21 protein-coding genes, 2 tRNA genes and 1 pseudogene are annotated in these 24,538 nt (G+C 75.4%); 20 read left to right on the top strand and 4 right to left on the bottom strand.

Going from position 1 to position 24,538, the window contains the following annotated elements:
• The 5 genes from AES38_RS07565 to AES38_RS07585 all read left to right on the top strand — a co-directional run bounded on the left by AES38_RS07565 (position 1) and on the right by AES38_RS07585 (position 5,871).
• Complete coding sequence (locus AES38_RS07565; RefSeq protein ID WP_053774454.1) at positions 1–981, top strand: ABC transporter permease; 981 nt, start codon at positions 1–3, stop codon at positions 979–981.
• Complete coding sequence (locus AES38_RS07570; protein WP_053774455.1) at positions 978–2,690, top strand: ABC transporter ATP-binding protein; 1,713 nt, start codon at positions 978–980, stop codon at positions 2,688–2,690. Before AES38_RS07565 ends, AES38_RS07570 begins: the two co-directional genes overlap by 4 nt.
• Positions 2,691–2,800: 110 nt before the next feature.
• Positions 2,801–3,775: an ABC transporter ATP-binding protein gene (locus tag AES38_RS07575; RefSeq protein ID WP_053774456.1), complete on the top strand. Its 975-nt coding sequence runs from the start codon at positions 2,801–2,803 to the stop codon at positions 3,773–3,775.
• A 110-nt stretch (positions 3,776–3,885) separates the two neighbouring features.
• Complete coding sequence (locus AES38_RS07580) at positions 3,886–4,791, top strand: D-isomer specific 2-hydroxyacid dehydrogenase family protein (RefSeq protein WP_053775725.1); 906 nt, start codon at positions 3,886–3,888, stop codon at positions 4,789–4,791.
• A 51-nt stretch (positions 4,792–4,842) separates the two neighbouring features.
• Complete coding sequence (locus tag AES38_RS07585) at positions 4,843–5,871, top strand: lactonase family protein (RefSeq protein ID WP_053775726.1); 1,029 nt, start codon at positions 4,843–4,845, stop codon at positions 5,869–5,871.
• Between the two features lie 18 nt (positions 5,872–5,889).
• Here the strand turns inward: AES38_RS07585 and AES38_RS07590 are convergent, their stop codons facing one another.
• Positions 5,890–6,267 carry a hypothetical protein gene (locus AES38_RS07590; RefSeq protein WP_053774457.1) on the bottom strand — a complete coding sequence of 126 codons (378 nt, stop codon included), beginning with the start codon at positions 6,265–6,267 and terminating at the stop codon, positions 5,890–5,892.
• 103 nt (positions 6,268–6,370) lie between these two features.
• On the opposite strand from AES38_RS07590, the gene AES38_RS07595 reads away from it, so the two are divergent.
• From AES38_RS07595 to AES38_RS07640, 10 genes and pseudogenes are all read left to right on the top strand, one after another.
• A complete protein-coding gene (locus AES38_RS07595; RefSeq protein ID WP_043669115.1) occupies positions 6,371–6,559 on the top strand; it encodes a streptamidine-related RiPP repeat protein in 189 nt (62 codons plus the stop codon).
• 99 nt (positions 6,560–6,658) lie between these two features.
• Complete coding sequence (locus AES38_RS15825) at positions 6,659–7,522, top strand: hypothetical protein (protein ID WP_053774458.1); 864 nt, start codon at positions 6,659–6,661, stop codon at positions 7,520–7,522.
• Positions 7,519–9,168 (top strand): CocE/NonD family hydrolase, encoded by a 1,650-nt coding sequence (locus AES38_RS07605; protein WP_053774459.1) that lies wholly within the window; start codon positions 7,519–7,521, stop codon positions 9,166–9,168. The genes AES38_RS15825 and AES38_RS07605 overlap by 4 nt, the downstream gene beginning before the upstream one ends.
• Before the next feature lie 233 nt (positions 9,169–9,401).
• Positions 9,402–10,540, top strand: a pseudogene (locus AES38_RS16020) (YcaO-like family protein).
• A gap of 8 nt (positions 10,541–10,548) precedes the next feature.
• On the top strand, positions 10,549–11,865 hold the full coding sequence (locus tag AES38_RS07615) for a YcaO-like family protein (protein ID WP_053774461.1): 1,317 nt from the start codon (positions 10,549–10,551) through the stop codon (positions 11,863–11,865).
• A 220-nt stretch (positions 11,866–12,085) separates the two neighbouring features.
• Positions 12,086–13,102 (top strand): FecCD family ABC transporter permease, encoded by a 1,017-nt coding sequence (locus tag AES38_RS07620; protein WP_256998793.1) that lies wholly within the window; start codon positions 12,086–12,088, stop codon positions 13,100–13,102.
• On the top strand, positions 13,099–13,917 hold the full coding sequence (locus AES38_RS07625) for an ABC transporter ATP-binding protein (RefSeq protein ID WP_053774462.1): 819 nt from the start codon (positions 13,099–13,101) through the stop codon (positions 13,915–13,917). Before AES38_RS07620 ends, AES38_RS07625 begins: the two co-directional genes overlap by 4 nt.
• Complete coding sequence (locus AES38_RS07630) at positions 13,914–14,927, top strand: ABC transporter substrate-binding protein (protein ID WP_053774463.1); 1,014 nt, start codon at positions 13,914–13,916, stop codon at positions 14,925–14,927. The genes AES38_RS07625 and AES38_RS07630 overlap by 4 nt, the downstream gene beginning before the upstream one ends.
• Positions 14,920–16,197 (top strand): MFS transporter, encoded by a 1,278-nt coding sequence (locus AES38_RS07635; protein WP_053774464.1) that lies wholly within the window; start codon positions 14,920–14,922, stop codon positions 16,195–16,197. The genes AES38_RS07630 and AES38_RS07635 overlap by 8 nt, the downstream gene beginning before the upstream one ends.
• A gap of 53 nt (positions 16,198–16,250) precedes the next feature.
• A tRNA-Asn gene (locus AES38_RS07640) sits at positions 16,251–16,323 on the top strand.
• Between the two features lie 110 nt (positions 16,324–16,433).
• On the opposite strand, the gene def is transcribed toward AES38_RS07640, so the two are convergent.
• Positions 16,434–17,000, bottom strand: coding sequence for a peptide deformylase (gene def, locus AES38_RS07645; protein WP_053774465.1), 567 nt, complete (start codon positions 16,998–17,000; stop codon positions 16,434–16,436).
• A gap of 39 nt (positions 17,001–17,039) precedes the next feature.
• Here def and AES38_RS07650 point away from each other — a divergent pair, with 39 nt between their 5' ends.
• From AES38_RS07650 to AES38_RS07670, 5 genes are all read left to right on the top strand, one after another.
• Positions 17,040–17,951, top strand: coding sequence for a DMT family transporter (locus AES38_RS07650; RefSeq protein ID WP_053774466.1), 912 nt, complete (start codon positions 17,040–17,042; stop codon positions 17,949–17,951).
• A gap of 158 nt (positions 17,952–18,109) precedes the next feature.
• A complete protein-coding gene (locus AES38_RS07655; RefSeq protein ID WP_053774467.1) occupies positions 18,110–19,369 on the top strand; it encodes a glycosyltransferase in 1,260 nt (419 codons plus the stop codon).
• An 11-nt stretch (positions 19,370–19,380) separates the two neighbouring features.
• Positions 19,381–19,454 (top strand) — tRNA-Ile (locus AES38_RS07660).
• A 219-nt stretch (positions 19,455–19,673) separates the two neighbouring features.
• Entirely contained in the window at positions 19,674–21,869 is a 2,196-nt protein-coding gene (locus tag AES38_RS07665) for an acyltransferase family protein (RefSeq protein WP_053774468.1), read from the top strand.
• Positions 21,870–21,919: 50 nt separating this feature from the next.
• Positions 21,920–22,375 (top strand): VOC family protein, encoded by a 456-nt coding sequence (locus AES38_RS07670; RefSeq protein WP_053774469.1) that lies wholly within the window; start codon positions 21,920–21,922, stop codon positions 22,373–22,375.
• A 90-nt stretch (positions 22,376–22,465) separates the two neighbouring features.
• Here the strand turns inward: AES38_RS07670 and AES38_RS07675 are convergent, their stop codons facing one another.
• Both AES38_RS07675 and gmd read right to left on the bottom strand, forming a co-directional pair.
• On the bottom strand, positions 22,466–23,470 hold the full coding sequence (locus tag AES38_RS07675) for a GDP-L-fucose synthase family protein (protein WP_053774470.1): 1,005 nt from the start codon (positions 23,468–23,470) through the stop codon (positions 22,466–22,468).
• Entirely contained in the window at positions 23,467–24,519 is a 1,053-nt protein-coding gene (gene gmd, locus AES38_RS07680) for a GDP-mannose 4,6-dehydratase (RefSeq protein ID WP_053774471.1), read from the bottom strand. Before gmd ends, AES38_RS07675 begins: the two co-directional genes overlap by 4 nt.
• Between the last annotated feature and the right edge of the window lie 19 nt (positions 24,520–24,538).

Raw genomic sequence — 24,538 nt, forward strand, 5'->3', positions numbered from 1 at the left:
ATGAGCGACACCACCACGCCCGCCGCGGTCGCCGCGGGACCCGCCCGCCGGACGCTCTGGCAGCGCCTCCCGCTCGTCTCGCACGTGCGGCAGAGCGTCGGCCTCCAGCGCGGCATGCTCATCGCCGGCATCGTGATCACCGGACTGTTCGTCCTCCTCGCGGCGTTCGCGCCGCTCATCGCCCCGTTCGGCTTCGCCCAGGGCGCCGACGACGCGGGATCCTTCCCGCGCCAGGCCGCGCCCGACGGCACGCACGTCTGGGGCACGACGGTCGGCGGCTACGACGTGTTCTCCCGCGTCGTCTGGGGCACGCAGACCGCCCTCTCGGTCGTCGTGATCGCCGTCGTCCTCTCGCTCTTCGCGGGCGTGCTGCTCGGCGTGGTCTCCGGCTACCTCGGCGGCTGGCTCGACCGGATCCTCGTGGTCGTCGCCGACGCCATCTACCCGTTCCCGACGCTGCTGCTCGCCATCGTGGTCAGCATCGTGCTGAACGGCGGGCAGTCGAGCCTGTGGGGCGGCATCCTGTCGGCGGCCGTGAGCATCACGGTCGTCTACATCCCGCAGTACTTCCGGGTGATCCGCGCGGAGGTCGTGCGGCTGAAGGCGGAGGCGTTCGTCGAGAGCGCCAAGGTCATCGGCACGTCGACGCCGCGGATCATGTTCGTGCACGTGCTGCGGAACTCCACGCGCACGCTGCCGCTGATCCTCACGCTCAACGCGTCCGAGGCCATCCTCACGCTCGCCGGGCTCGGCTTCCTCGGCTTCGGCATCTCGCCGACGTCGGCCGCCGAGTGGGGCTACGACCTCAACCGCGCCCTCGCCGACACGGCGAGCGGCGTCTGGTGGACGGGCGTCTTCCCCGGCGTCGCGATCGTCCTCCTCGTCCTCGGGCTCACGCTCGTGGGCGAGAGCGTGAACGACATCTCCGACCCCAAGCTGCGCGCCCGCAAGCGCGCCTCGACGAAGAAGGTGGCCGCATGAGCGACGTCGTCTCCATCCGCGACCTCGGGGTGACCTTCGCGACCGACGGCGGCGACGTCCGCGCGGTCGACGGCGTGTCCCTCACGGTCGCGCCCGGCGAGATCCTGGCCATCGTGGGGGAGTCGGGGTCGGGCAAGTCCGTCACCGCCCGCACGGTGCTGGGGCTCCTGCCCGACACGGCCGTCACCGACGGCGCCGTGCTCCTCAGCGACCGCACGGGCCAGGGCGCGGTCGACGTGCTCTCGCTCTCGGCGGACGAGCTGCGCCGGGTGCGCGGCCGCGACGTCGCGATGGTGTTCCAGGAGCCGTCGACGGCCCTGAACCCGGTCCACACGATCGGCTGGCAGATCATCGAGGGCCTCCGCGCCCACGGCCGCGTGTCGAAGAAGGAGGCGCGCGCGAAGGCGATCGACATCCTCCGCCGCGTGGGGATCCCGGATCCCGAGACCCGGGTGGACCACTACCCGCACCAGTTCTCGGGCGGGCAGAAGCAGCGCGTCGTCATCGCGATGGCGCTCGTGCTGGACCCGGGCCTCATCGTCGCCGACGAGCCGACCACCGCGCTCGACGTGACCGTGCAGGCCGAGATCCTCGACCTGCTGCGCCGCTGCCGCGACGAGTTCGGCGCCGCCGTGATCCTCATCACCCACAACATGGGCGTCGTCGCCGACCTCGCCGACCGCGTGGCCGTCATGTACCGGTCCCGGCTCGTCGAGCAGGCCGACGTGGCCACGCTCTTCGCGTCGCCGCGCGAGGAGTACACGCGGAACCTGCTCGCGTCCGTGCCGAAGCTCGGCGAGGGCGTCGACGCGACGGTCGAGCGCGCGGCCGTGCGCTCCCGGGCCCGGGCCGCGTCGGGCACCGAGGCGGCTCCGGTCGTCGAGGCTCGCGGACTCGAGATCGAGTACCCGGGCCGGCTCGGGAGCCCCGCCTTCCGCGCCGTGAAGGGCGTGGACCTGCGCATCGAGGCCGGCGAGGTCCTCGGGCTGGTGGGGGAGTCGGGCTCCGGCAAGACCACCATCGGGCGCGCCATCGCGGGGCTCACGAACGTGACCGGCGGATCCCTGAAGGTGCTCGGCACCGAGATGCTGGGCGTGCGGGAGCGCGACTTCCGGAAGCAGCGCGCCGACATCGGGTTCGTGTTCCAGGATCCGGCGACGAGCTTCAACCCGCGGCTCACGATCGCCGAGTGCGTGGCCGAGCCGCTCATCGTGCACGGCCGGGCGCGGAGCCCGCAGGCCGCGCGCGGCCGCGTCGACGAGCTGCTCGAGGCCGTGCAGCTGCCCCGGGCGTTCGGCGACCGGTACCCGCACGAGCTCTCGGGCGGCCAGCGCCAGCGCGCGAGCCTCGCGCGCGGCCTCGCGCTCGAGCCGTCGCTGCTGGTCGCCGACGAGCCCACCAGCGCGCTCGACGTGTCGGTGCAGGCGCGCGTGCTGGAGCTCTTCGCCGAGCTGCAGCGCGAGCTCGGGTTCGCGGCGCTGTTCATCAGCCACGACCTCGCGGTGGTCGACCTCCTCGCCGACCGGATCGCCGTGCTCTACCGCGGCGAGCTGGTGGAGGAGGGCACGGGCGCCGAGGTGCTCGGGGATCCGCAGCACCCGTACACGCAGCGCCTGCTCGCCTCGCTGCCCGTGCCGGACCCGGCCGAGCAGGCCGAGCGCCGCGCCCGGCTGCACGCGCTGCGCGCCGCCGAGCGGCCCGCCTCCTAGGGCGCTCCGAGCGGGGCCCGGCCGACGCCGGGCATGATGGGACCCAACCCGCACCCGTCGTGCGGCAGGCGACGCCTGCCGCACGACCCGCGCCGAGGACGGAGCAGCGCATGACGCACACCCCCCGAGAGGCCGACGCGGACGGCGGTCCCGTCGAGCCCGTGCTCGACGCGCGGGACCTCCGGCTCGCCTACCCCGCGCGACGCGGGGCCGAGACGCCGCCCGCCGTCGACGGCGTCACGCTGCGGATCGAGCCCGGCGAGGTGCTCGGGGTGGTCGGCGCGAGCGGATCCGGCAAGTCCTCGCTCGCGCGCGTGCTCGCCGGCCTCGTCCCGTCGGGCGACGAGGCCGCCGCCGTCCCGCGCATCACGGGCGGCGACGCGTCCGTGCTCGGGCAGGGCCTCCGCCGCATGGGACGCCGCGCCCGCACGCGCACCACGTACGGCATCGGCTACGTGCCGCAGGACGCGGGCACCACGCTGCACCCGCAGCTGACCGCGAGCGAGGCGATCGCCGAGCCGATCTTCTCCCGCGACCGCCGCTTCGACAGCCAGGTGGCCGCGCGCCGCGTGGTCACCCTGCTGACGGCGCTCGACCTGCCGCCCGGCACGCAGGACCGCTACCCGCACGAGCTCTCCAGCGGCCAGCGCCAGCGCGTGGCGCTCGCCCGCGCGCTCGTGCTCGGGCCGCGCCTGCTCATCGCCGACGAGCCCACGTCCGGCGTCGACGTGATGAGCCGCGTCGCGGTCCTCGACCTGCTCCGCGACCTGCAGGCGCGCGGCGGGTTCTCCGCCCTCGTCGTGAGCCACGACCTCGCCGTCGTCGAGCGCCTCACCGACCGCCTCGCCGTGCTGCACCGGGGCACGCTGGTCGGCTACGGCGACATCGACGACGTGCTCGCGGATCCCACGCACCCGTACGTGCAGGGCCTCGCGGAGTCGCGCACGGCGGCCGACCGCGGGCGCGCCCGCGACGCCGACGCTCGCGTCGACGATCCCGGCGCCGACGATGCCGAGCCCGGCGTCGTCCTGCGCTCGCCCGAACCCCCCGTCCGCGTCCCGCATCCCCGGAGGCCCCTCGCATGACCGACACCGCCGCATCCGCTCCCGCCCCCCGCCGCGTCCACCGCGCGGTCGACGGCGCCACGCCGCACCGCCTCACGGGCGACGCCCGCCCGACCCCCGGCCCGATCGCCATGCTGCCGCGCACCGAGGAGGCCTACCTCGAGGCCGTGCGCGACGGCGGCGGCGAGGTCGCCGAGCCCTCGGAGGAGACGCGCGGGATCGTCTGGCTCTCCATCCGCCGCGCCGCGGAGCTGACCGACACCCTCGCCGCCAACCCGCAGGTGCAGTGGGTGCAGCTGCCCTTCGCGGGCGTCGATGCCTTCGCCGACACGCTGCGGGAGTGCGACCGGCCCGACCTCGTCTGGACGAGCGCGAAGGGCGCCTACTCCCAGCCCGTGGCCGAGCACGCCCTCGCGCTGACCCTCGCGGCGCTACGGCAGCTGCCCGAGCGCGCCCGCGCCACCTCCTGGGGATCCTCGGCGGGCCTCTCGCTCTACGGGTCCGAGGTCGTGGTGGTCGGGGCCGGCGGCATCGCGCTGGAGTACATCCGGCTGCTCGCCCCGTTCGACTGCACCGTCACGGTCGTGCGCCGCAGCGGCGACCCCGTCGAGGGCGCCGACCGCACGGTCACCGCCGACCGGCTCGACGAGGTCCTGCCGGGCGCCGACGTGGTCATGCTCGCCGCGGCCAGCACGGACGACACCGCCGGCCTCATCGGCGCGCCGCAGCTCCGGGCGATGAAGGACACGGCCGTCCTCGTCAACATCGCGCGCGGCGCCCTCGTCGACCCGGACGCGCTGCTCGAGGCGCTGCGCACGGGCGCGATCCACGGGGCCGGCCTCGACGTGACGTCTCCCGAGCCGCTCCCGGACGACCACCCGCTGTTCTCCGAGCCGCGCTGCCTCGTCACGCCGCACACGGCCGACACCCCGGACATGGTGCGGCCGCTGCTGGCCGAGCGGATCCGCCTCAACACGGAGGCGTTCACGCGCACGGGCGACTTCGTCGGCATCGTCGAGCCGTCGTCGGGCTACTGATCCCGAGGGGCGGCCGGCGCGTCGTCCGTTCCCCGTAGGGTGATCGACGTGATGACGCCCGAGGAAGCCGCCGTGCCCGAGGTCTCGATGTGGGCGGGCGGCTACACGGCCGACGGCGGGGGATCCGGCATCGGCATCACGGGCCTGGTTGTCGATCCCCTCACGGGCGACCTCGCGGTCGTCGGCACGGCGGTCGAGACGCCGTCGCCCTCGTTCCTCCTCGCGCGCGGCGACATGCTCTACGCGGTGGGCGAGGCCTCCGGTCGCGTCGAGGCGTTCCGCCGCGGCCCCGGCGGCTCGCTGCAGTGGGCAGGCGGGCAGCCGAGCGGCGGATCCGGCCCCTGCCACCTGCACGTCGTCGACGACCTGCTCCTCACCTCGCACTACGGCGACGGCACCGTCGCTGTGCACCCGCTCGCCGCCGACGGCACGATCGCCGAGGCGACGCAGCTCCTCCCCGCGACGGGTTCCGGTCCCCGCCCGCAGCAGGACGGGCCGCACGCGCACAGCACGCTGCACGTCGGCGGCGGCACGGTGCTCAGCGCCGACCTCGGCACCGACACGGTCCACGTGCACGCCCTCCGCGACGGGCGCCTCGACCGCGTCGCGGGCGTCGCGCTGCCCGCCGGCACGGGCCCGCGGCACCTCGCGCTCCTCGCCTCCGGCCGCGTGCTGGTGGTCGGCGAGCTCGACGGCACGCTGCACGCGCTCGAGGGGGCGGGCTCCTCGTGGCGCGTCGCCGCCTCCGCGCCGTGCGCCGCGGTGCCCGACCCGCGCGACTCGGCGGCCGAGGTGCAGGTCTCCGCGGACGGGCGCCTCGCGTACGTCGGGCTGCGCGGGTCCGAGCGGATCGCCGTCGTCGGCATCGGGGAGGACGGCGCGCTCGCGCCCGTGACCGCGTTCGACTGCGGCGGCGCCGTGCCCCGCCACCACGCGCTCCTGGACGACCGCCTGCACGTGGCGAACCAGGGATCCGGCACGGTCGCGTCGTTCCGGCTGGACCCGGCCACCGGGCTGCCCGCGGGCGCGCCCACGATCATCGCCGTGCCGAGCCCCACGTACCTGCTGCCCGTCGGCTGACGCCCGTCCGCGCGCGCCTCAGCGCAGCAGCAGGGGAGCCGCCGCCCGGATCTCCTCCTCGACGCCGAGCCCCCGCCACCCCGCCGCGGTGAACGCCCTCCCGCCCACGCCGTTCCGGTCCATCAGCGCGAAGCCGACGGCGCGGATGCCCGAGTAGGCGATGAGCACGGGCCGCGCGGGGTCCGTGACCAAGGCGACGACGCGATCCCGGCGCGCCTCGAGCACCGGCAGCGCATCGGCGGGGGTGTCGTCGGGGCGCGGGGCCACGGCCGCGTCGACGGGATCCGCGTGGGGATCGCCGGCCGCCGCGCCCCGCTCCCGGTGGTCCTCCTCGAGCAGCGCCCACAGCCGGTCGACGTCGTTCGGCCGCGCCTGCACGACCTCGAACATGCCCATGCGCCGACGCTACCTGTGGACAGCGCGCGGCGTCCTCGCTCCCGCGGCCCTACCGTGCTCGCGTTGAGAACCGTTCTCAACAGCAGAGAGAGAGGATGCCGAGATGATCGACGTCTCCATCACCAGGATCGCCGGCGACGACGTGCTGAGCGCGCCGCAGGGACCGGGCACGAACGCCCTCGTCCACAACCCCTTCGCCGTCGAGGCGATCGCCGGCGACGACGTGCTCAGCGCGCCGCAGGGACCGGGCACGAACGCCCTCGTCCACAACCCCTTCGCTCTCCAGGACTAGGAGAGGGAAGCCGGCCGGCGCGCGACGGCGCGCCGGCCGGGACGACGCCCGTCCGCATCCGCCGCCCGGCCCGCCGCCGCACACCGAACGTGAGACCCGATGCTCCGCCTCGCCCCGCACCACCGCCTCTACCGCGTCGACGCCGACGAGTGGCGGCACGTCACCCCCGCCCTCGACTTCCACCGCGTGAGCGGACCCGACGCCCTCGTGGCGGACGTGGCCGCGCGCCTCTCGGGCGACGGCGTCCCGGATCCCGACGACGTCGGGGCGCCTGCTGCGGAGGATCCCGGCGCGCCCCTCGTGCGCCTGCTCCGGGACGGCGGCGCCCTCTCGGCCTCCCTCGACGACGTGCCGCGGCCGCTGCCCGGCACCGGCGACGTGGCGATCCAGGGCACCGGACCCGTCGCCGACGCGCTCGTCGCGCTGCTCGGCGACCGCGCCGCCCGCATCTCCCCGGACGACGACGTCCCGGCGACCGCATGCGCCCTCGTCTCCCTCGCCCCCGAGCAGCCCGACGCCGCCTGGTCCGCGCTCGGCCCCGAGCTCGCGCGCACGGGGCTGCCCTGGCACCGCGTGCACCAGGAGGGCGAGCTCCTCGTCGTCGGGCCGCTCCAGGCCCCGGGCGGCCCGGGCGCCGTGACCTACGCCGACTACCGCGGCCGCCGCCGCGCCGCCCACCGCGTGGTCGAGGAGCTCGACCGGCTCTGGGCCGAGGCGGACGCGCGCGCCGCCGCGGGCGTCGCGCCGCCGTGGGCCTGGCACGGGGTGGGCACGGGCGCCGCGGCCATCGCCGCGGGCGTCGTGCTCGACGAGCTCGCCGCGCACCTGTCGTCCGACGGCGCGGCCGGGCCCGGCATCCGGTACGAGCACACCATCGCGCTCGCGACCGGGCTGCTGGAGCGCCACCCCGTGCTGCCGCTGCCCGTGGACCTCGCCGACCTGCCCGTCGCAGGCGACCGGTGATCGGCGCTCCGGACTTCGCGGTGCCGCTCCGCGCGTCCGACGGGACCGTGCTCGTGCACGACGCGCACGTGCCCGCCGACGCCGGGACGGACGGCGTCCCGCGCGTGCCGTGCGTCGTCACGCGCACGCCGTACGGCCGCTCGCGCCACCTCGAGGAGGGGCGCGCCTGGCGCGCGCGCGGCCTCGCGTACGTGGTGCAGGACGTCCGCGGCCGCCACGACTCCGGCGGGACGTGGACGCCGTACGTCGGGGAGCGCGCCGACGGCGCCGCGCTCGTCGACTGGATCACGGACCAGCCGTGGAGCGACGGCCGCGTGGTGGCGTACGGCGGCTCCTACTCCGGCTTCACCGCGTGGGCGATGGCGGTCGAGCGCCCCGCCGCGGTCCGCGCCGTCGTCTCGCTCGGGCCGTCCATGTCGCTCGCGCGCACCAAGTTCGGCGGGGGCGGGATCCTCCGGCTCGCCGAGCACGCGTCCTGGTGGCTCGAGCGCGGCGACGCCCGCACGAGCCGCGACGGCCTCGCCGCGCTCGTCTTCCGGGAGCGGCCGGGGATCCTCCGCCACCTCCCCGTCGTGGACCTGCCCCGCGCGCTCGGCGCGCACCTGCCGTCGTGGCGCCGGATCGTGGAGGACGGGCCGGACGCGGTGACGGGGGAGGAGATCACCGCCGACGACCTCGCCGCCCTCCCCGCCGCGACGCTGCACGTGGGCGGCTGGCACGACCTGCTGCTGCCCGAGACGCTCGAGCAGCACCGGGCGGCGGGATCCGGCGCGCCCGGCACGCCCGCGCACCTCCTGGTCGGCCCGTGGGAGCACGACCTCGCGGGCAGCGCCTCCGGCCGGATCGGCGACCTCGACCACGGCGACGACGCCGTGATCCCGTGGGGGCGGATGCTCGTCGACTGGATCCGCGACGCGCTCGACGGGTCCCTCCCGCCCCGGCGCGCCGAGGTGCACGTCCGCGGATCCGGCTGGGAGCGGCACGACGACTGGCCTCCGCCGCACGTGCCCACGCGCGTGGAGTGGACCGCGGGCGGCGAGGTCGCCTTCGTCCACGATCCCCGGGATCCGCGCCCGTCGCGCCACCCGGGCGTCGACCGACGCGCGCTCGCGTCGCGGCCGGACGCCGTGCGGGCCACCTCCGTGCCGCTCGCCGCGCCGCTCCGGCTGACGGGCGACGTCGCCGTCGAGCTGACGAGCGCATCCGCCGCCCCGGGCGTCGACTGGGTCGCGAGGCTCCTCGCCCGGGACGCCGACGGCTCCGAGCAGGAGCTCGCCGTGGGCGAGACGACCGTCGCCGGCCCGCACGACGCGCTCCGGGTCGCCGTGCCGCTCGGGCCCGTCGCGGCCGTCCTCCCCGCGGGCACGACGCTCGTGCTGGAGCTCGCGGGCGCCGACGTGCCGCGCCTCGCGCGGAACCTCGGCGGGCCGCCCGCGGAGCGGTGCACCTCGACGCGCCAGGAGCCCGTGCGGCAGGGAGTGCGCGTGGACGCGGCCACGCCGCTCGCGCTCGTGCTGCCGATCGCCGACGGCGCGGTGCCGACGCCCGACGCGGTCCGGATCGCCGGCGCGTCCGAGGCCCCCGTGCCGCACGCTCCGACGACGCCGGGCGTCGCGTCGGACCCGTCGACGGAGGCGGCATCGTGAGCGCCTCCGACCTCGTCGACGCGCGCACCGGCCTCATCACCGCGCTCGCGCGCCAGCCCGCCGATCCCCGGCTGCCCTTCGCGTGGGTCGGCCACGGCGCCACGGTCTCCCGCGCCGACCGCTTCGCGCCCTGGCGCGCGGACGGCTTCGGCTTCGGCGCGTCGTCGGGCGATCCCGTGCCCGCGCGCCTGGCCGCGTGCGGGGAGGCCGTCGAGCGGTACTGCGGCAACGCGGTGCCGGAGCGCCTCGTCCGCGGATCCCACGCCTCGCTCACCGCGGGCGGCGCACGCGCGGTGGATCCCGAGGACCTCGCCCTGTACTCCGCCGCCCAGCACGCCGCGCCGGGCTTCCCCTTCCGCCCCTTCACGCGGCGCGACGAGGTGCTCTGGGCGCCCGGCGTCGACCTGCACGACGGCGGCCCGTGCTCGTCCCCGCCTCCCTCGCGTGGCTCGACTTCGTGCACGGATCCCGCGCCGGCGAGGTGCCGCGCCACTCGCTCGCCTACTCGGGCATCGCGGCGGGATCCGACCGGCGCATGGCCGTCGGCAACGCGCTCGAGGAGCTGCGGGAGCGCGACGCCGCGGCGATCTGGTGGGCGAGCGGCGCCTCCACGCGCGCGCTCGACGACGGCGGCCGGATCACCGGCGCGCTGGGCTGGGCGGAGGACGACGCGACGCCGGACGTCCGCGTGCGCCTCCTGGAGATCCCGTCGGAGTCGCCCGCGCCGGTGGTCGCCGCCTTCCTCGAGGAGGAGCACGAGGACGGATCCCGCATGGTCGCGTTCGGCAGCGCCTGCCGGTCGACGCCCGAGCGCGCCGCGACCAAGGCCCTCGTGGAGGCGCTCGGCCTGCTGCAGCTCACCCGGCAGCTCGTGGATCCGGCGAGCGAGGTGTGGCGGGCCGTCCGCGCCGGCGGGATCGAGGAGCACGTCTTCCTGCCGTACCGCGCCGACCGGCGCTACCTCGACGACGTCGGCCCCGGCTACGCGCGCCTCACCGACCTGCCGCCCGTGGCGCAGCTGCACCTCGACCCGCGGATGAACGGCGCGCACCTCGACCGGCTGCGGCCCGCGGCGTCCGTGCCGCTCGACGCGCTCCCGCGGATCGACGCCGCCGACCCGCTCGACGCGCACCTGGAGGCGCTCGCCCGCGAGGGGCTCCGCGCGGTCGCCGTCGACCTCACGACGCCCGACGTGCGGCTCGCCGGCCTCGAGGTGGTCCGCGTCGTCGTGCCGGGGCTCGTGGGCAACGGGCCGCCGGCGTACCCGCTCCGCGGATCCGACCGCTACCGGGAGGTGCCGCGCCGCCTCGGCCTGGACCGGATCCCCGCGAGCGCCGTCGACCTCGTCCCCGACCCGATCCCGCTCGCATGAGAGGCCCGATGAGTCCCGCCCCCACCCCCGCCGACCTGGTGGACGCGCGCACCGGCGTCGTCCGCCGCATCGAGCCGCGCGCGACGCCCGCGCACTTCCCGCCCGCCTTCGCGCTCGCGCACGCCGTGCTCGCCGACTCGTCCGCGCACTGCCCGTGGGCGTCCGACGCGTCCGGCGCGGGCCACGCCTTCGCGGATCCGGACGCCGTGCTCGGCGCCGCCGTCGGCGAGGCGGTCGAGCGGTACTGCGGCAACCTCGTGCCCGCGGGCCTCGTGCGCGCCTCGGCCCGCGAGCTGCGCGCCGTCGGGCGGGCCGTGCTGGATCCGGCCGACCTCGCGCTCTACTCCGCCGCCCAGCACGCGACCGGACGCCTGCCCGTCGCGCCCCTCGACCAGGACGCCGTCGTGGACTGGACGGAGGCCGCGCGCGTCGGCGCCGACGGGCACCTGCTCGTCCCCGCGTCGCTCGTCTGGGTGTCGCACGCGCTCCTCGTGCCGCCCGCGGTGCACCCGATCATGCAGGCCGGGCTCGCCACCGGGAGGTCCCGGGAGGAGGCGCTCTGGGGCGGCCTCGGCGAGGTGCTCGAGCGCGAGGCGATGACCCGCGCGTGGACGGACGGCGAGGGGTTCGTCGAGCTGGACGTCCCGCGGGCTCTGCACGACCTCGCCCGCGGGCCCGCCGACGCGCTCACCTGCCGCTGGCTGCTGCTCCCGAGCGAGGTCCCGATGCCCGTCGTCGGCGCGCTCGTGTCCGACGCCCGCACCGGGTACCTCACCCTCGGCATGGCGAGCGGCGGCCGGCCGATGCGCGCCGCCCGCAAGGCGCTGGGGGAGGCGCTGCAGCTGCAGCTCTTCCAGGCGGACCTCGACGATCCGGCCGGCCCCTACATGGCCGCGGCCCGCCGCCCCGGGAGCCCGCTGCGGCCCTGGCGCGCCGACCGCGCCTACGGCCGGTCGTATAGGCCCGACCTCTCCGACGTCGTCGACTACGGCTGCCACCTGCAGCTGCACCTCGACCCCGCCGTGCAGCGCGCCTTCCTCGACGAGCTGGAGCGGTCGATCACCGGCCGCCGGGCGCTGGCCGACGTCGACGACCGCTGGGACGGGCCGGCGCGCCTGCCGGGGCTCGTCGACGCGCTGCGGTCCCGGGGCCGGGAGGTGCTCGCGGTCGACGTGACCCTGCCGGAGGTCCGACGCGCCGGGCTGCACGTGACGCGCGTGATCGTGCCCGGCCTCCGCTCGAACGCGCCGCACGCGCTGCCCTTCCTCGGGGGGCCGGATCCCGCGCCTCCCCGGCCCGCGCGGCCGGTGCCGCTCCCGCACTGACCGCCGCCCGCGTCGCCGGGCACCGCCGACCGTTCCGCCACCCGACCGAGAGCCGCATGGAACCCACCGCCACGACCCCGTCCCCGCCCGCTGCGCCGACGCCCGCGCCCGCGTCGCCGCTCCTGCCCGACCGGGGCCCGCACGCCCGGACCGCCGCCCCGTCCCACGCGCGCACGTCCCGTCCGCGCCGGGCCGCGCGCGCCTCGCCCGGCGGATCCTCGTGCCGGCCCTCGTCCTCGGCGCCCCGCTCGTCCTGGCGATCGCGATGGGCGTCGGCGCGGTGTCCGTGTCGCCGCTGCACGTCGCGCAGGTCGTGCTGCACCACGCGCTCGGCACGGACGCGCTGGGCGTCGGCGCCGACGCGATCGACGACCAGATCGTGTGGGAGTACCGCGCGCCGCGCGTGCTCCTCGCGCTCGTCACGGGGGCGGCGCTCGCCCTCGCGGGCACCGTGCTCCAGACCCTCATCCGCAACCCGCTCGCGGATCCGTTCGTGCTCGGCATCGCCTCGGGGGCCTCGCTCGGCGCGGTGGCGGCGCTCGTCGTCGGCGCGTCCGCGGCGGGGATCCTCGCGACCCTCGGCGTGACCGGGGCCGCGTTCGCGGGCGCCATCGGCACCCTCGCGCTCGTGCTGGCGCTCGGGCGGCGCCGCGGGCGCGTGGATCCGGCCCGGCTCGTCCTCGTCGGCGTCTCGATCTCCTCGCTGCTGCAGGCGCTCACCAGCTGGCTGCAGCTGCAGGCCTCGCCCGACCAGATCGCGGGCGTGCTGTTCTGGCTCCTCGGCAGCGTGTCGGGCGCAACGTGGGGCTCGCTCGCGCTGCCCGCCACGGCGCTCGCGATCGGCCTCGTGGGGCTCCTCGCGGGCGGCCGGACGCTCGACGCGCTCCTCCTCGGCGACGACCGCGCGGCATCCCTCGGCGTCGACCTCTCCCGCTCGCGCACGATCCTGTTCGCCGTCTCGGCGCTCCTGACGGCCGCGGCGGTGTCCGTCGCGGGCGGCGTCGGCTTCGTCGGGCTCATCGCGCCGCATCTGGTGCGGCTGGTGGTCGGCCCCGCGCACCGGCGGCTCCTGCCGCTCGCCGCGCTCGTCGGCGGGCTGTTCCTCGTCCTCGCCGACCTCGCCGGCCGCACGCTGACGGCGCCGCGCGAGCTGCCGCTCTCGATCGTGACCGCCCTCGTGGGCGTCCCCGTGTTCCTCGCGGTCCTGCTCCGCGCCGACGGCGGGCGGACCCGGTGAGGCTCTCCATCGAGGACGTCGCCGTCCGCATCGGCCGCGCGACCCCCGTGTCCGGGGCCACGCTCGAGGCGCGCGACGGCGAGCTCGTCGGGCTCGTCGGTCCGAACGGCAGCGGCAAGTCCACGCTCCTCAAGGCCCTCTACCGCGCCCTCCCCGTCGCGCGCGGCACGGTCCTCCTCGGCGACCGGGAGCTCCGCGGCATGCGCCCGCGCGACTCGGCCCGCATCGTCGCCGCGCTCACGCAGGACCACGGCGACGACGGCGCCCTCGACGTGCGCGCCGTCGTCGCGACGGGCCTCACGCCGCACAAGGGCGCGCTCGACCGCGACACCGACGACGACCGCGCGCTCGTCGACGCGTGCCTCGCGCGCGCCGGGGCGACGGCCCTCGCCGACCGCTCCGTCCGCTCCCTGTCCGGCGGCGAGCGCCAGCGGGTGATGCTCGCGGCGGCCCTCGCGCAGCGCCCGCGGATCCTCGTGCTCGACGAGCCCACGAACCACCTCGACGTGGCCACGCAGCTGGAGCTCCTCGACCTCGTGCGCGGGCTCGGCATCACGGTGGTCGTGGCCCTGCACGACCTCAACCTCGCCGCCGCGTACTGCGACCGGATCCACGTCGTGCACGGCGGCCGCATCGTCGCGGGCGGCACCCCGGACGAGGTGCTGCGGCCCGGGATCCTGCGCGACGTCTTCGGCGTCGACGTGCACCTGGGCGAGCACCCCGCCACGGGCCGTCGCCACCTGTTCTTCAGCACGCCCACCGCGCGCCCCGCACCCACGCCCACCACGATCCCCACCCCGGACGGACACCCATGACCTCCCGCACCCGCACCTCCTCCCGCCGCGCGACCCGCCGCCTCCTCGGCCTTTCCGCGGGAGCGACCGCCGCCGCCCTCCTCCTCGCGGGCTGCGCCGCCGGATCCGCCGAGGACGCCGCCGCACCGGCCGCGGCCGCCGCGTCGGGCCCCGTGTCCGTCGACTCGTGCGACCGGACGCTGTCCTTCCCGACCGGACCGCAGCGCATCGTCTCGCTCTGGCCCGCCGTCACGGAGATGCTGCTGGAGCTGGGCGCGGGCGACCGGCTCGTCGGCCAGGCCTTCACCGACCAGTCGCCGCCGCTCGACCGCTACCGCGACGCCTACGACCGCGTGCCCGTGCTCGCGACCGGGGCCGTCGACCGCGAGACGCTCCTCGCGGCGCACCCCGACCTCATCGTCGCCGACGGCGAGTACCACTTCGACGGCACCGAGCTGCCGACGATCGACGACCTGGCCGCCCTCGGGATCCGCGTCTACGTCATCAGCTCGTTCTGCCACGGCCAGGTCACGACCGGGCACGTCGACGACGCAGCGACCGACCTCGCCTCGCTCGGCACGCTCCTCGGCGCCGGAGACGCGGCCGACCGCGCGATCGCCGACCAGCGGTCCCGGCTCGCCGCCGTGGACGCGCACGTCGCGGGCGCGGATCCGGTCGACCTCGCGGTGCTCCAGATCTTCGACGGCTCCGTCTACGCCGACGCCCGCGGCCTCTACAGCGACGTGGTCGCCCGGGCCGGCGGCCGGAACGCGTACGAGGACGCCCTGCCCGCCGACCAGTACTACGCCGAGGTCAGCGTGGAGGACGTCGCCCGACGGGATCCCGCCACGATCGTGTACCTGTACTCGACGGACGCCGAGCGCGACAGCGTGCGCGCGGACCTCGAGGCGCGGCTCCCGGGCGTGCGGGCGGTCCGCGACGGCCGTCTGCTCGCCCTGCCGTCCACGGACTTCATCGGATCCCGGGCCGTCGACGGCGTCGTCGCCCTCGACGCGCTCCTCCATGGCTGACGCGACCGACGCGACGACCACGCCCGGGGCGGCGCGCGCCTTCGACCTGTACGTCGTCTCCCGCGGCGTCTCCTGGGCGGGCAACGCGCTCACCGCGGTCGCGCTCCCGGTGCTCGTCTTCACGACCACCGGGGACGCCGCCCTGCTCGGCCTCGTCGCGATGATGGAGGCGCTGCCGTACCTGCTGCTCGCGCTCCCGGTCGGCGCGCTCGTCGACGGGTGGGACGCCCGGCGGACGATGCTCGTCACGACCTGGCTGAGCGCCGCGGCGACCGCCTCGGTCCCCGTCGCCGCGCTGGCCGGCACCCCGCCTCCGGCGCTCCTCGTCGGCGTCGCCGCGGCGGTGTCGTCGCTCTTCGTCTTCTTCGACGCCGCGAGCTTCTCCGCCGTGCCCGCCCTGGTGGGCCGCGAGCGAGTGGGCGCGGCGACCACGCGCATGACGACCGTCTACACCGTGATCGGCATCGCCGGGCCGCTCGCGGGCGCCGCCGCGGTCTCGGGCCTCGGGGCGCCGGCGGTGCTCGCCCTCGACGCGGCGAGCTACGCGGTCGCGGCCCTGCTCCTCGTGCGCGTGCGCTGGACGCCCGTGCCCCGGCCGGTCGCACCGACCCGGCGGCGCATCGGCCGCGAGGTCGTCGACGGGCTGGCGCACATCCGCCGCACCCCGCTCGTCCGCGACCTCACGCTCGTCGGCGCGGGCAGCAGCCTGACCGGGGGAGCGGTGACGGGCACGCTCGTCGTGATGGTCGCGCGCGGCCTCGGGGAGCCGGCCGACGGACCCGCCCTCGGGATCCTCGCCGCGGCCGCGGCCTGCGGCACCCTCGTCGCGTCCCGGGCGCTCGGTCCCGTGCAGCGGCGCGTGGGCGTCGGGGCCATCGCGATCGGCGGCCTGGCCCTGCAGGCGGCGCTCACGGCCGCGTGGGCGGCCGTCGGGTCGCTCGTCGTGGCGGTCGTGGTGCTCGCGGCGTGGCAGGCGGCCGCATCCACCGTGTCGATCTCCGGCATCGTCGTCCGGCAGACCGTGACGCCGGCCCACCTCCAGGGCCGCGTCAACACGACGGCGCGCATGATCGCGTGGGGCGGGCAGCCCGTCGGGGCGGGTCTCGGCGGCCTCCTCGCCGCCTCGCTCGGGATCCGGGCGGCGATCCTCGTCGCGGGCGTCGGCGTGCTCGCGAGCCTCGTCGGCGCGGCCGCGTCGGGCCTCCGCCGGGCGCCGCGCCTGGCGGAGCTGACCGTCCCGGACGCGGAGGACGCGCCCGTCGCGGGGTAGGTGATCGGAGGCGCCCGGATTCTTTGCTACGCTTTCCAGGTTGCTCCACGTGATCCTCGATAGCTCAATTGGCAGAGCAGCCGGCTGTTAACCGGCAGGTTGTTGGTTCGAGTCCAACTCGGGGAGCGAAGGCCTCGCGGCTCCACCCGCGGGGCCTTTTCCTTTGGCCCGTGCGCCCGTCACGGGCGCACGACGGCGGCAGGTCGGCGCACGTCGCCCGCCCGCCGCCGACACGCCTAGTCCTCCAGGTGGTCGCGCCCCGGCAGCCACGAGCTGCCCGGCACGCCCCACCCGCTCTTGCGGATGACCTTGGCGACCGGCTTCCGGTGCTCGTGCGCGAGCCGGTCCGTGTAGAGGCACCCCTCGAGGTGGTCGTACTCGTGCTGCAGGATGCGGGCGAACCACCCGGACGCCTCGATCTCGAAGGGCGTCCCGTCGAGATCCCGGGCCCGGAGGATCGCCCGCTCCGCGCGCACCAGCGGGAACCGCTCGCCGGGGAACGACAGGCAGCCCTCCTCCTCGGTGTCCTCGTCGGCCTCGCGCACGGGCACGGGCGTGATGAAGAGCTCCGGGTTCACGGCCACCCCGCGCAGCGGCTCGCCCTCGTCGGTCTCGTACGAGTAGACGAACACGCGCAGCGGCAGGCCCACCTGCGGGGCAGCGAGTCCGACGCCCGGCGCCTCGTCCATGGTGTCGTACATGTCGGCGACGAGGGCGCGCAGGTCGTCGTCGAACGCCTCCACCTCGCGGGCCGGGGCGTGCAGGACGGGGTCTCCGGTGATCCGGATGGGGAGGACGGCCATGCTGCCGATGATAGGCGGGCCGCCGGGTAGGGTCGGGTCGTGCCCCTCGATGCCAGCCCCGTCCTCCAGGCCGCTTCGCTGACCCCGTACCAGGCGCTGGGCATCCCGATCGCGCTCGTGGGCGCCGTGTTCCTGTCCCTCGGCGCGCAGCTGCAGTCGCAGGGCGTCGCGAAGATGGAGGCGCGCGGGAAGAAGAGCACGTCGGGCCTCAGCCTCCGCCAGCTCGGCGCGCTCCTCGGCCGGCCGTCCTGGGTCGCGGGCACCGTCATGCTCGGCCTCGCCATCGTGTTCCAGCTCGTGAGCCTGCGCCTCGCGCCGCTCATCGTCGTCCAGCCGCTCGGCGCCGTGGCCCTCGTCGTCACGGCGATCCTCAACTCGCGCGCCACCGGCACACGGCTCGACCTCAAGGCCAAGCGCGCGGTCGCGCTCTGCATCGGCGGCGTCGGCCTCTTCGTGATCTTCGCGGCCGTCTTCGCGAAGGAGACGCCCATCCGCACGCCCGAGCTCGTCACGATCCTCGTGATCCTGGGGCTCGTCCTCGCCCTCCTCGGCGGCCTCTTCCTCTACTTCCGCCGTCACGTGCGCGCGATCTTCTACATCATCAGCGCGGGCGTGCTCTACGGCTTCGTCGCGACGCTCGCCAAGGTGGTCATCAACCGGCTCACCACGGGCGCGTTCGACGTGCTGACGGCGGTGTGCATCGTCGCCCTCGTCGCCGCCACCCTCCTCGGCGCCTACTTCGTGCAGACCGCGTACTCCTCGGGCCCGCCCGACCTCGTCATCGCGGGCCTCACGGTCGTCGACCCGCTCGTCGCCGTCTGCATCGGCGTCACCGTGCTGGGAGAGGCGGCCGACGCGCCGTTCTACGCCGGGGTGGCCTTCCTCGTCGCGGGTGCCGTGGCCGTCGCCGGGGTGTTCCAGCTCGCGAAGCACCACCCGCACGTCGCCTGACCTCCCCGCCGCGAGCCGGTCGGGCGGGCTCGCGGCCGGCCGGTGCGCCGTCGGGGCGCGTCCGTGAGCGTGCGATACGTTGCTCTGCGACACCCGGCCCGCGCCACCGGGAACGACGTGACGCGCACCGGACGCCGACAGCACTGGAGAGACACTTCTTGCCGAACACCTCAGGGCACACCCCGCCCGAGCCCGCGACCACCGGCCGCCCGCTGCGCATCCTCATCGGCGCGGACACGTTCCCGCCGGACGTGAACGGGGCGGCGCGCTTCGCCGAGCGCCTCGCGGGAGGGCTCGTCCGCCGCGGTCACGAGGTGCACATCGTCGCCCCGGCGCCGAGCCGCAAGCACGGCACGTGGACCGAGGTCCACGACGGCCAGGAGGTCACGGCCCACCGCCTGCGCAGCTGGCGCTGGTACCCGCACGACTGGCTGCGGTTCGCGCTGCCGTGGACGATCAACCAGAACAGCGCCCGGATCCTCGACGCGGTGCAGCCGGACGTCGTCCACTTCCAGTCCCACATCGTCACGGGCCGCGGCCTCAGCATCGAGGCCGCGAAGCGCGGGATCCGCATCATCGGCACCAACCACTTCATGCCGGAGAACATGCTCCAGCACACCCTGCTGCCGGTCGCGTGGCAGGACAAGGCCATCAAGGCCGCCTGGCGGGCCGCGCGCCGCACCTTCGGGCGCGCCGAGGCCGTCACCACGCCCACGCGGCGCGCGGCGCAGTTCCTCGAGCGCTACACGGGCCTCGAGGGCGTCATCGCGATCTCCTGCGGCATCGACGCCGGCAACTACACGCCCGACTTCTCGCCGCGCACCCGCAACCGCATCGTGTTCGTCGGCCGGGTGACGGGGGAGAAGCAGATCGACGTGCTGCTCCGCGCGTTCGCGAAGCTGCCGGCGTCGCTCGACGCGGAACTCGAGATCGTCGGCGGGGGAGATCAGAAGGGCGCGCTCGAGCGGCTCGCCGCCGAGCTCGGCATCGCCGACCGCACCACGTTCACGGGCTACGTCTCCGACGAGGAGCTGCGCCGCGCGTACACGCGGGCCACGGTCCTCGCGATGCCGAGCATCGCCGAGCTGCAGTCCATCGTCACGATGGAGGCCATGGCGTCGGCGCTGCCGGTGGTCGCGGCCGACGCCATGGCGCTCCCGCACCTCGTGCACGACGGCGAGAACGGCTACCTCTTCCGTCCGGGCGACGTCGACGACCTCGCCGCGAAGCTGCAGCGGGTGCTGGAGCTGCCCGAGGAGGAGCTCCAGCTCATGAAGCGGGAGAGCCTCGCGGTCGTCGCCACCCACGACATCCAGCGCACGATCTCGACGTTCGAGAGCCTGTATCGTGGCGAGTCCGTGACCGCCTCGGTCACGGACGAGGCCCGCGGGCACGCGGACGGCTCCGGCGCCGTCTAGCCCGTCACCTCGGGGCGGTAGCTCAGCTGGTCAGAGCATCGGACTCATAATCCGCCGGTCACGGGTTCAAGTCCCGTCCGCCCTACTCCTCGCGCGTCGCGCCCCCCTCGGACTGGGGTGCGCCCCGTCTTAGCACGGCCGCGTCCCGACCGCCACGGCGATGTCCGCTCGATTACCATAGGCGGAGAAATATCCCGGTCGCGGGGCCCTCGGTGCCGCCGACCGCAGCCGGCCAGCCGTCGCCGGCCGCCCGCCGCCGTGCCGAGCGCACGCGCGCGCACCGCCGCCCACCCGCGAGGACACGATGACCAGCACCCGCCCCAGCCGCCCGAGCCGATCCACCGCGGTGGCGCCGGAGGGATCCCGTACGAGCTCGTTCCGCGGCGACATCCAGGGCCTGCGCGCGCTCGCGGTCGTCGCCGTGATCCTCGACCACCTGCTCGCCTGGCCGTCCGGCGGCTTCCTCGGCGTCGACGTCTTCTTCGTGATCTCGGGCTTCATCATCACGTCGCTGCTGCTGCGCCAGCACGACAGGCGCGGCCGGATCTCGTTCCGCGACTTCTACCGCAAGCGCGTGAAGCGCATCCTCCCGGCCTCGACCGCCGTGCTCCTCGTCACCGTGCTCGCCAGCTGGATGGTGTTCCTCTCCGGCCGCGCGTCCGCCATCGCGTGGGACAGCGTCGCCGCCTTCCTCTTCGTCGCCAACTGGCGCTTCGCCGCGACCGACACCGACTACTGGGCCGCGGACAGCGCCGTCTCGCCCGTGCAGCACTACTGGTCGCTCGGCGTCGAGGAGCAGTTCTACGTCGTCTGGCCGATCCTCCTCGCGCTCGGCCTCGCGCTCTCGCTCCGGTTCCGCGGGCCCGGCCGCTACCGGGGGATGCTCACCGCGATCCTCCTGGTCGTCACCGTCGGCTCGTTCGCGTGGGCCATGGCCGACACCGCGGGCGACGCGGCCGTCGCCTACTTCTCCACGTTCTCCCGGGCGTGGGAGCTCGGCATCGGCGCGCTCCTCGCGGTCGCGACGCCGCTGCTCCGCCGCATCCCGGACGCCGCCCGTCCGGTCATCGCCTACGCGGGCCTCGCGGTCATCGCCTACGGCCTGTTCGCGCTCAGCAGCGCGTCGCCGATCCCCGCACCCGGCTCCGCGATCCCCGTCCTGGGCGCCGCGCTCGTCATCGCCGGCGGCACGGGCGGCGCCCAGCGCTTCCTCTGGCCGCTCACCAACCCGGTCTCCCGATACCTCGGCGACATCTCCTACTCGCTGTACCTCTGGCACTTCCCGGTCATCGTGATCCTCGCCGCCGTCAGCGACACCGCGGGCCTCGGCTACCCGATCATCGTGCTGGTGCTCACCCTCGGCCTCTCCGTGCTCTCGTACCACGGCCTCGAGGACCCGATCCGCCGCTCGCACTGGCTGGAGCCCGGAGCCGCCGAGCGCCGGAGGAAGCGGCGCGCGCGTCGCCGCCCGGGGTTCGGCGCGTCGACCGGCACGAAGGTCGCGGCGCTCGGCACGGCGGCGCTCCTGACGGTGACGTTCATCAGCCTCGCGGTCGTGCGGCAGCAGCAGATCCAGGAGGCGTCGCGGATCGCCACGGGCCCCGCCGCGTCCCCGGGCGCGGAGGATCCCGCGGACACCGCCGTCCTCGCCGACGGCGACCTCGGCGCGCTCCAGGGCCAGATCCGCGACGCCCTCTCCGCGACCAGCTGGCCGGCGCTCGACCCGGCGATCGACGGCCTGGAGAAGAGCGCCGTCCCCGTCGAGGACGGCCAGGGCTGCGGTCGCACCGACATCGGGAACCCCCGCTCCTGCTCCTTCGGCGACAGCAGGAAGCCCACGATCATGGTGCTCGGCGACTCGACCGGCATCACCCTGCTGCCGACCGTGCGGGCGCTGTTCGAGGCGACCCACCACATCCGCGGCCTCACCTACGCCGGCTGCGCCGTGATGGACGTCGACTGGGACTTCCCGGACACGACCACCCGCTCCGGCTGCCTGGCCTTCCGGGACGCCGCCGTCGCCGCGATCCAGGAGGAGGAGCCGGAGATGCTGTTCGTCAGCAACAGCTACGGCCAGGTCCTGAAGCTCGCCTCGAAGGCCACGGGCGACGACGCCGTGACCGAGTGGTCGGCGGGCGTGCAGAGCACGGTCGGCAAGGTGCGCGACAGCGTGGGCCAGGTCGTCCTCGTCTCCTCGCCGCCCGTGGGCCAGCCGCTCGAGACCTGCGCCACCAAGGTCTCGACGCCCGCCGACTGCCAGGCGTCCGTCCCGGGTGCCTGGAAGGTGGGGGACCGTGCCCAGCGCGACGCCGCCACCGCGCTCGGCGTGGCCTACGTGGACACCTCGTCGCTGTTCTGCTGGCAGGAGGAGTGCCCCTCGTTCGTCGGCAGCACGCCCGTGAAGCGCGACAGCGTGCACACGACCCCGCAGTACGCGTCGGTCATCACGCCCGCCTTCCGGCAGATGCTCGACGAGGCGCTCGCGTCCGTCGCCGCCTGATCCGCCCGGGCCGGCGGTACGCTGGCCTCCCGACGCGAGACGAGGACGTCATGCAGGCCATCACCCCGTTCATCTGGCTCGACGGACGCGTCCGGGAGGCCGCCGCCCTCTATGCGTCGGCGCTGCCGGACTCCCGCACCATCGACGTCCCCGACGGGGACGGGCCCGTGCGGTCGGCCACCGTGGAGCTCGGCGGCCTGCGCGTGATCCTCTTCGACGGCGGCCCCGGCTTCCCGCAGACGCCCGCGTTCTCCCTGTCGGTGCCGGTGGCGACGCAGGCGGAGCTCGACCGGATCTGGGACGCGCTCGTCGCCGACGGCGGCGAGGAGGGCAGGTGCGGCTGGCTGCGGGATCCGTTCGGCGTCTCCTGGCAGGTCGTGCCGACCGTCCTGCCCGCTCTCCTCGGCGACCCCGACCCGGAGCGCGCCGCCCGTGCGCAGCAGGCGATGCTCGCGATGGGCCGCCTCGACATCCGGGCGCTCGAGCGCGCCGCCGACGGCGCCTGACCCCGGAGGGCTCGCGGGCCGCGACGCCCGGGACCGACGACGGCCGCCGCGCGGGTGCGCGACGGCCGTCGGATCGATCAGGCGGAGCGACTACTCGCGCAGCGTCGTGATGTGCTCGCGGTACCACTCGACCGTGGAGCGGAGCCCCTCGTCGAGGCCGATGGAGGCCGTCCACCCCGCGTCGGCGAGCTTCGACACGTCGAGCAGCTTCTGCGGCGTGCCGTCGGGCTTCGTCGTGTCCCACTCGGTGCGACCCTCGAAGCCCACGACGCGCGCGATGGTCTCCGCGATCTCGCGGATCGTGACGTCGCTCCCGGTGCCGACGTTGACCTGCTCGGGGCCGTCGTAGTGCTCCATCAGGTGGAGGCACGCGGCCGCCATGTCGTCGACATGGAGGAACTCGCGCCGGGGCGTGCCCGTGCCCCAGTTCGTGACCGACTCGGCGCCGGACGCGCGCGCCTCGTCGTAGCGGCGGATGAGCGCCGGGAGCACGTGCGAGCCCTGCGGCGAGAAGTTGTCGCCGGGGCCGTAGAGGTTGGTGGGCATGGCCGAGATCCACGGCAGGCCGTACTGGCGGCGCACCGCCTGGATCTGCATGATGCCCGCGATCTTCGCGATCGCGTACGCGTCGTTGGTCGGCTCGAGGTGCCCGGTGAGGAGGCTGTCCTCCGTGATGGGCTGCGGCGCGAGCTTCGGGTAGATGCAGGAGGATCCGAGGAAGAGCAGCCGGTCGACGCCGTGCGCGAGCGCCGCGTCGAGCACGTTGACCTGGATCCGCAGGTTGTCGCTCAGGAAGTCGACCGGGTACGTGCTGTTCGCGAGGATCCCGCCGACCTTGGCCGCCGCGAGCACGACGTGCACGGGCCGCTCGGACGCGAAGAACGCGAACACGGCGTCGCGGTCCTTGAGGTCGAGCTCCGCGGAGGTGCGGCTGACGATGTCGGTGAAGCCCTCGGCCTCGAGGCGCCGGACGATGGCCGACCCCACGAGCCCGCGGTGGCCGGCGACGTAGATGCGCGCGGAGCGGTCGAGCGGCGCCGGCGTGAAGGAGACGGCGTCGCGCTCGTCCCGGCCGGACGCGGCGGGCGCGGTCACGCCTCGTCCGCGGTCGGCTCGGCCGTGCCCCAGCTCGCGAGGCGCACCGTGTCGATCCACGGGCGCCCCTCGGCCTCGAGCGCGGCGATGTCGGCATCGACCATGATGCGGGCGAGCATCGTGGTGTCGACCGTGGCCTTCCAGCCGAGCTTCTCGTGCGCCTTCGTCGCGTCGCCGACGAGCGCGTCGACCTCGGTGGGGCGCAGGTAGCGCGGGTCGAAGCGCACGTGCTCGGACCAGTCGAGCCCGGCGTGCGAGAACGCGGTCTCGAGGAAGTCGCGCACGGTGAAGTTCCCGCCCGTCGCGAGCACGAAGTCGTCGGGCTCGTCGGCCTGCAGCATGCGCCACATGCCCTCGACGTACTCGGCGGCGTAGCCCCAGTCGCGGATGCTGTCGAGGTTGCCGAGGTAGACGTGGTCCTGCTTGCCGGCCTTGATGGCGGCGACCGCGCGCGTGATCTTGCGGGTCACGAACGTCTCGCCGCGGCGCGGGGACTCGTGGTTGAAGAGGATGCCGTTGACCGCGAACATGTCGTACGCCTCGCGGTAGTTCTTCGTGATCCAGAAGCTGTAGAGCTTCGCCGCGCCGTAGGGCGAGCGCGGGTAGAACGGCGTGGTCTCGCTCTGCGGCGGGGGAGTGGCCCCGTAGAGCTCGCTCGAGGAGGCCTGGTAGAAGCGCGTCTCGATGCCCGAGAGGCGCACGGCCTCGAGCAGGCGGATCGTGCCGGTGCCGGTGGTGTCGGCCGTGTGCTCGGGCTCGTCGAACGACACCCGCACGTGCGACTGCGCGGCCAGGTTGTAGACCTCGTCGGGCTGGATCTGCATCATCAGCGTCGTGAGGCGCGAGCCGTCGCTCAGGTCGCCGTAGTGGAGGAACAGCTGCGCGCCGTCTTCATGCGGGTCCTGGTAGAGGTGGTCGATGCGCGACGTGTTGAACGTCGACGAGCGGCGGATGAGGCCGTGGACCTCGTAGCCCTTGCCGAGCAGCAGCTCCGCGAGGTACGAGCCGTCCTGCCCCGTGATGCCGGTGATGAAGGCCTTCTTGACCATGGATCCCCCCAGATTCTCA

It is taken from the genome of Clavibacter capsici, assembly GCF_001280205.1.
Taxonomy (GTDB): Bacteria; Actinomycetota; Actinomycetes; order Actinomycetales; family Microbacteriaceae; genus Clavibacter; species Clavibacter capsici.